General features: G+C 70.9%; 1 protein-coding gene. It reads right to left on the bottom strand.

The window, feature by feature from the left end:
* Positions 1-8131: hypothetical protein (locus V6S85_RS26390; protein WP_334350795.1), on the bottom strand; the 8131-nt coding region annotated here is incomplete at its 3' end.
* Between the last annotated feature and the right edge of the window lie 29 nt (positions 8132-8160).

The following is an 8160-nucleotide window of genomic DNA, read 5'->3' as shown; positions in this document are numbered from 1 at the left end:
GCCGCTCGGAGATCGCCAGCGCCTGGTCGTCGCCGTAGCCGCTGCCGGCGAGGAGTTGCCTTGTGGTGAGGGCGCCGTTGGCGTCGCGTGTGGCGACGAGGCGGCCGGAGACGTCGTAGTAGTGGGTGGTGGCGGGCGAGACGGCGTGGACGGCGCCGGTTTCGTCGGTGACGTTGACCGTGGGCAGGGCGGAGGTCAGCAGCTTGCCCAGGGTGTTGTAGGTGTAGAGGCTTTGGCCGCCCAAGGCGTCGGTCTGCGAGATGGTCTCGCCGAAGGCGTTGTAGGCCTTCTGGGTCTGGATCAGGCCGGAGACGCCGGCGCTGGTTTCGCGCAAGGGCTGGCGGGTGGCGGTGGCCTGGTTGCGGGCGTCGAAGGCGGTGATGGTGGTGGTCACGCCGGCGACGGGGGCGGCGCCGACGGCGTGGGCGCCGTTGGCGGTGACGAGGGCCAGGGCGCCGGTCAGGCTAAGGGCCGAGAGGTCGGCGCCGGAGGAGGCGATGGCCAGGGTCTGGTTGCCGGCCGCGTCGTAGACGTGGAGGCGGGCCACCCCGTCGTCGCCCAGGTCGCGCCAGACCCGTCCGGCGGCGTCGTAGGCGTAGGTCTGCTGGGCGCCGCCGTTGACGCCCTGGGCGACCACTTCGCCGAAGGCGTTGTACTGGGTCTGGCGGGCGTCGCCGATGGTCCAGGTGGCGCCGCTGAGGCCGGCGTTGGCCTGGAAGACCGCCCGGCCGGCCAGGTCGTAGCGGACGGCCTGGGCCTCGGTGACGGAGGCGCCGCTGGACAGCAGGCGGTTGTAGCTGGTCTTGACGATGTTTCCGGCCGCGTCATAGCCGAACGAGCGGGTGAAGCCGGAGGCGTCGGTGCTGGAGGCCAGGCGCCCGCCGGCGCCGTAGGCATAGGTGGTCACGCGGGCCTGGGCGGCCGCGCCGCCGACGCTGTTGACGGTGCTGCGGGTCAGATCGCCGACGCCGTTATAGGCGTAGGTGGTGCGCGGGGTGACGAAGGTGAAGGTGTAGTCGCGCATCTGCGGGGCGGTGATGCTGGTCAGCCGGCCCTGCAGGTCATAGGCGTAGGTGGTCAGCTCGCCGGTGGCCTCGGTCTTGGAGGTCACCTGGCCAAGGCCGTTATAGGTGTAGGTGACCGTCGCGGTGGTGGCGCCGGCGACCAGCGAGCCGTCCATGCTTACCGCATGGCTGACGACGTTGAGGCGGCTGAGGGTCAGCCGCTGGCCGTTGCGGTCATAGGTGAAGACGGTGACGCGGTCGTCCGAGCCGGGCGGGGGCGTGGGCAGGCTGGTGGTCGAGAAGCCGGGGGCCAGGGCGGCGGCCGAGCGGGTCTCGACCAGGACGTTGCCGTTCTGGTCCAGAAGGTTGGCGGTCAGGTAGCCCAGGGCGTCGACCGTCCCGACCTGGCGGCCGGCCTTGTCGTAATAGAAGTAGGTCGCCGCGCCGTTGCCGTCGGTGGTCTTGATGACGTTGCCGGCCGCGTCATAGTCGGTGCGCTCGACGATGTCGGCCAGGGCCGCGGCGTAGACGCCGCCGACCTCGCGACCGACCACGGCGCCGTGGACGGTCCTGGCGACCAGGCGGTCGTTGTCGTCGTAGGCGAAGGTGGTGAGGCGATGGTTGGCCGCGTCGACGGGGGCGGGCGGTGCGCCGCCGGCGGTGGCGGGCAGGGCGACCAGGTCGCCATAGGCCGTCTGCGAGGCGACATTGCCGCTGGCGTCGTAGGTCCAGGTGGTCAGGGCGCCGACCGGGTCGAGCTGGGCGATCTTGCGGTTTTGCAGGTCGTAATAGCTGAGGGTGCGCGCGCCGTTGACGCCGATGCTTTCGATGACGTTGCCGCGCGCGTCATGGACCAGGGTCTGGACCTGGGCGGCGGTGGAGGTGGTCACAAGATCGTTGGCGGTGACCTGGACCGCGTCGCCGGTGGTGGTGACCAGGCGGTTGGCCAGGTCGTAGGCGTAGAGCGTGGTGCGCTGCTCGGTCAGGCCCGAGGCCAGGATGGCGCGCGTGCGGTTTCCGCGGGCGTCGTACTGGTAGAGGTTGGTGACGGTGGTGGCGGCCACCGTGCCGTCGGCGCGGGTCGAGCTGATCGGCAGGGTTTCCGATAGCAGAAGGCCGCGCTTGTCGAAGAGGTTGGTCGTCACCCCGCCCAGCCTGTTGGTCACCGAAATCCGGTCGCCGAAGGCGTCCAGGGTGTAGGTCTCGGTGAACTGCTCGGCGTCGGTGGTCGAGGTCAGGCGGTCGAGCTTGTCGTAGGCGAAGGTGGTGGTGGCGTCCCTGGCGTCGGGCGTCAGGGTCGGCCGCACGCTGGTCGAGCCGACGCCGGTCGCCTTGACCGCATGGCGCGTCACCGTCGCGGGCTGGTCGCCGAGGGTGTAGGTGGTGGCCGTCGCATAGCCTTCGGGATCGACCTGCAGGACCAGGCGATCCAGCTGGTCGTAGTAGAAGTAGCCGACATGGCCGCGCGGATCGGTGACGCTGACCAGGTTGCCGAAGGCGTCGTAGGCGTTGATCGTCACCGCGCTGGTCGTGGCGTCGAGGGGCTTTGTGACCTGGACCAGGCGGCCGGCCGCGTCATAGGCCTGGGTGGTGGCGACGCCGCCCGGGTCGGTGATGGTCAGGACCCGCCCGGCGCCGTCGTGGGTGTAGAGGGTGGTGGCGGCCACGGGGCTGCCGAAGGCCAGGGTCCGGGCGGTCAGGCGGCCGGCCGCGTCGTAGACGTCGTGGGTGGTCGCCGCCTGGGCGGTTCCGTAGGCGAGCGTCAGGTCGGTGACGCGGCCTGTGGCGTCGAGCCCGCGATGGGTGCGCACCCCGGCCGGGTCGATGGTCTCCACCAGCCGGCCGGCGTCGTCATAGAGGTATTGGATGGTCGCGGTCGTGGCGGCGGGCGCGCCCATCAGGGCCGCCAGGCTGGCCTGGGTGGTCGCATCGCCGACGGCGTAGGCGTCGGCCCGCCGCAGGGTGGCGACCACGCGGCCGGCCGCGTCGTACTGCTGCTCGGTGACGTAGCCCAGGGCGTCGACGCCGTAGACCGCGCGATTGGCCGCGTCATGGATCGTGCGGGTCACCCGGTCGGCGGTCCCGGCGTTGGACGTCGCCCAGCTCCTGATGCTGGCCAGGGTGGGGTTGCCCGTCAGGGTGGTGAGCTTGGCGTATTCGATGACCTTGGTGACGTTGCCGTTGGCGTCATAGGTGTAGGCCGTCACCGAGCCGGTCGCCGAGATGGTGAAGGCGGGGCGGTTGGCGGTGTCGTAGATCGAGCGCGTGGTGCGGTTGGCGGCCAGCGAGCCCAGGCCCAGCGAACTGATCAGGGCCTGGACGGAGGCTAGGGTGTAGCTGGCGCTGGTCGTGATCGGGGCTGCGTATTGCAGCGTGTTGATCAGGTTGCCGACCGGGTCGTAGGTGTAGGCGGTCAGCTGGGCGTTGGCGTCGATCGTGTAGCGAAGCCGCCCGTCGCCGTCATAGACGTAGCTGTCGACATGGTCGCTGGGCGAGACGGCGACGGCGCCGGTGACAGTGGCGGCGGTGATCGCCAGGGGCAGGGCCGCCAGGGTCGCCGCGGCGATGAGGCCGGCATAACGCCGCGTGGAGGTCAGGCGGCCTTCGCCGTCATAGCCGTTGGCCACCACCTCGCCGGTCGGGCCCACGGCGTAGATCAGCCGGTCGTCGGCGTCATGGACATAGCGCGTCACGGCGCCGGCCGGATCGGTGCTGGCCACGACATTGCCCACGGCGTCGTAGGCGTAGCTGCTGGCCAGGGCCAGGCCGTCGGGATCGACGATGGTCTGGGTGCGCCGGTCGGCCTGGTCGTAGACGTAGCGGGTGACCCGGGCGGCGGACGTCCCCGCGCCCTCGGTCACGGTGACGACGCGGCCGGCGTCGTCATAGGCGTAGGTGGTGGCCAGGGCCAGGCCGCCGGCGCCCGGATCCACCGTGATCGCCGTCTGGCGGCCGTCGAGGTCGAAGGCCACGGCGGTGACGACGCCGGACGGATCGGTGACGCGGACCTGCTGGCCCTTGGCGTCGTATTCGTAGGTGGTGACCAGGGCCAGGCCCGCCTCGTCGACCTTGCGGGTCAGGACGCGGTCGGCCGCGTCGTAGGTGTAGCGGGTGACCATCCCGCGCGCGTCGACCACCGTGGCCAGGTGGCCGGCCGCGTCATAGGTCCTCTGCTCGACGCCGGCCGGATCGGTGACGGTGAGGACCTGGCCGTCGGCGTCATAGGTCCAGGTGGTCACGTTGCTGTTGGCGTCGGTGATGGAGACCGTATCGCCCAGCACGTTGCGGTTGGTGGTGGTGATGAAGCCGCCGGGGGCGGTGACGGTGATCTTCTGGTTGAAGGCGGTGTAGGCGAAGCGGGTGATCGCGCCGGTGCGGTCGGTGCGGGTCAGGACGTTGTCGCGGCCGTCGTAGGTGAAGCTGGTGAGCTGGCCCAGGGCGTCGGTCGTGGTGACGACGCGGCCGGCGCGGTCATAGGTGGTGCTGGTCGTGCGGCCGGCCGGGTCGATGGCCTGCAGGGCGCGGCCGAAGGCGTCGTAGCCGTACTGGGTCAGAAGTTGCAGCCCGCCGGCGGCCGCGTCCTGGTTCTGGGTCAGCAGCAGGCCGCGGCGATCATGGGTGCTGGTCGTCAGGCGGGTCTGGCCGGTCCCGACGGGGTCGGTGCGCCAGGCCAGGTCGCCGAAGGCGTTGTAGCCGTAGCGGGTGGCCGCGCCGGTGGCGCTGGTGGACAGGACCAGCTGGCCGGCGGCGTCGTAGCCGAAGGCCACGGTGCTGTCGGCGGCGGCGTCGAGCGTGATCAGGGTGGTCAGCGCGGCGCTGACCATCCCGCCGCTCAAGGCCGCCAGGGCCCCCGCGGCGATCGGGGTGGCGTAGGTGGTGACGGCGCTGCGCTGGCCAAAGCTGTTGTAGCCATGGCCCACGACCGCGCCGAGGGCGTCGATCTCGTAGGCCAGGCGGCCGGCCTCGTCATAGTAGTAGAGGGTGCGGTTGCCGACATCGTCGACGCCGTCGGCCTGGGTCCTGGCGATCAGCCGGTCGGCGTCGTCATAGACATAGGTCGTGCCGTAGGTGGCGTAGACCTGCGCGATCTGGGCGGCCGAGGCGCCCGCGCCCAGGGCCGCCAGGGCGGCGCTGCCGACCCCGCCCAGCGTGCCGGTCAGCCGGCCCTTGAGGTCGTAGACGTGGTTGCTGGTGCGGGCCTCGGCCCCGACGCCGACCGTCTGGCGCACCAGGCGCTGCATGTTGTCGTAGACGTAGCTGGCGGTCTGGACCGCGCCGGTCGCCAGGGTCCTGGTCTCGGTCAGGACCTGGCCGAACAGGTTGCGGGTATAGGCCGTGGTGTCGAGCACGACGCCGCTGCCGGCCGCGGCCAGGTTGGTCAGGGTCGGCGGGGTGGTCAGCAGGCTGGCCGGATCGAGCTTCTGGCCGGCGATGACCTGGTCGATATCGCCCTGCGGGGTGTAGTGGTAGCGGGTGAGGTTGCCCTCGCCGTCGATGACGGCGCGCTGGAAGCCGCGGTTGTCGTAGACGATCCAGTTGTTGATGTCGCCGGCCGAGGTCCCGGCGCTGGCGACCAGCTGGGCCAGCGTGCCGGCCGCCCGCAGGGTCGTGGCGACGGCGCTCGCCGAGCGCAGGGTGCGGATGACCCGCCCGGCCCCGTCGTAGAAGCTCTGGCTGAGATAGCCCTCGGCGTCGAGCGCGCCGGCCAGGCGCCCGGCGCTGTCGTAGAACCGGCGCGTGACGCGGTCCTGGGCGCTGGCCGTCGGCAGCTGGAGGGTGGTCGGATACTGGGCCTTGAAGCCGGTCAGGGCGGTGGACGACAGCAGGTTGGCGTAGGCGGTGCTGGCGACCAGGCGCGAGGCGCCGTCATAGCTGAACACCGTCACCGCGCCGGTCGCGTCGATGGTCTCGACCAGGCGATTGGCCGCGTCGTAGATCGACCAGGCGGCGCGGTCGGCGGCGGTGGCGGCCGGCCGGACGGCGGCCAGGTCCACGGCCGCGGGCTGGCCGCCGGCGTCGACCAGCGAGGCCAGGACGCTCGCGCCCAGCCGGGTGGCGTACTGGATGGACCCGACCAGCAGGTTGTCGCGGTCGTAGACATATTCGACCAGCGCGCCGTCGGCGGTGATGTCGGCGACCTTGCGGTCGGCGTTGTCGTAGAGGACGTAGCGGCGCAGGCCGTCGGGGCCGGTGGCCATCCGCAGGCGGCCGTCGGCGTCGTAGGCGTAGGTGGTGGTGGCGCTGGCCAGGCCGCCGCCGGCCTCGCTGTAGCTGACCAGCTCGCCGGCGAGGTTGAAGGTCGAGGTCTTCACCAGGCCGTTGGCCAGGGTGACGATCGTCTGGCTGTTGGCGTCGTCGAACAGGACCGAGGTGGTCGCGCCGGCGAAATCGGTGCTGCCCACCAGCCGGTCCAGGCCGTCATAGACGAACACCTCGGCGGCGGTGAAATCGGCCGGCTTGCGCGACAGGAGCCTGCCGTGCTGGTCGTAGACGTAGAAGACCTTGGTGATCTCGGTCGTGGCCGAGGTGTCGCCCGCGCCGGTCGAGAGCACCTTGCCGTAGGCGGTGACCGTGGCGACGTTGCCGCGGAAGTCGTAGGTGGTGTCGGTGCGCTGGCTGGCGCTCTTGCTCGAATGGTTGGTGACCCAGCTGTTGAGCGTGGTCTCCGACAGGGTGGCGGTCACGGCCAGGGCGGCGACGCTGTAGACGCCGCCGACATACTGGATGGCGCTGGTCTGGCGGCCTTGCGCGTCGTAGCGGTATTCGGTGACCGCGCCGTCGGCCCCGACGACATAGCGCAGGTCGCCCGCGGCGTTGTAGGCGTAGCGGAGGGTCAGCGGCGAGGACGCCACGCCCGAGCCGGTCCCGTCCGGATCGGCGACCAGGTACTGCGTTTCGGTCAGGACCTGGTTGGCGGCGCTGAAGGTGCGCGTCACCGTGTTGCCCAGGCTGTCGACCTCGCTGGTGCGATTGCCGTTGGCGTCGTAGCCGTAGGTGACGATCGAGCCGTCGGGCGAGGTGACGCTGAGCACGTCGCCCATGGCGTTGTAGGTGAACTGGGTGACCTGGGCGGGCGCCCCGGCCACGGCCGGCGGGGCGGTGATCGAGATCAGCTGGCCCTTGGCGTCGTAGGCGAAGCTGGTGGCCTGGTTCAGCGGGTCCAGGACCGTGGTGACGCGGCTTGTGGTGTCGTAGCTGAACGAAGTGACGCGGGCCGCGCCGCCGGCGACCAGCTGGGTCAGGCTGGAGACCCGATGGTCGGCGCCGACCTGGGTGTAGGCGATCTGCAGGCTGGAGCCGTCGGTCTGGGTGATCGAGGCGACGCGGTTGCTGGTCCCGTCATAGCCGTAGGTGGTCACATAGACCTTGCCGTCGGTGATCGACCCGTCCTCGGGGCTCAGGTCGATGGTCACCGTCGACAGGCGGCCAGCGCCGTCATAGCCGTAGTAGACGGCCGTCTCGGTGCGGGTCTCGGGCAGGTCCGCGCCGGGCGGCTGGTGGACGTAGGTGGTCAGCACCTGGGTCAGCAGCGCGCCGGTATAGACAAAGGCGGTGTAGGCGCCATCGGCCGTCGTCACCCGGTCCAGCTGGCCGGCGGCGTTGTAGGTGAAGACAAGGGCGTTGCCGTTCTTGTCGGTCGACCGGGTGATGCGGCCGCCGTTGGCGCCGTCGTAGAGCTCGACCGTGCGGCTGGCGCCGTCGGTCCAGGTCCAGGTCGAGCCTGAGAAAGTCAGTCGGTCGTAGCCGCCGCCGCCTTCCTTGGCGACATAGGCGCCGAGCGCGGCGTCATAGGCGTAGACGACGTCGGAGCCGTCGGCGGCGATGCGGGTGACCGTGCTGCCGGCGGTGTTGACCGCGCCGCTCAGGCCGGTGACCCGGCGCGCCTGGCTGGTCTGCCAGGCCGTCGCGCCCAGGCTGTTGTAGGCGCGCCCGACATCGACGTCCTGGCCCAGGCCAAACAGCATCTCGTCTGTGCTCTGGATGACCAGGTTGCCGCTGGCGGCGTTGACATAGACGTTGCCGCCCGCCCGTCCCACCGACGCCTGGCCCAGCTGTCCGTTGCTTCCCAGGACGAAACCCGAACTGCGCTCCAGCCCAAGGCCCGCGCCAGCCACCACAGCAACCATCATCCGCCCCTAGATGCGACGATGCGGGC

The organism is Caulobacter sp. CCNWLW153, from assembly GCF_036889365.1.
Taxonomy (GTDB): Bacteria; Pseudomonadota; Alphaproteobacteria; order Caulobacterales; family Caulobacteraceae; genus Caulobacter; species Caulobacter radicis.
The sequence above is the reverse complement of the archived record's forward strand: the minus strand, read 5'-3'. Positions and strand labels throughout refer to the sequence as shown.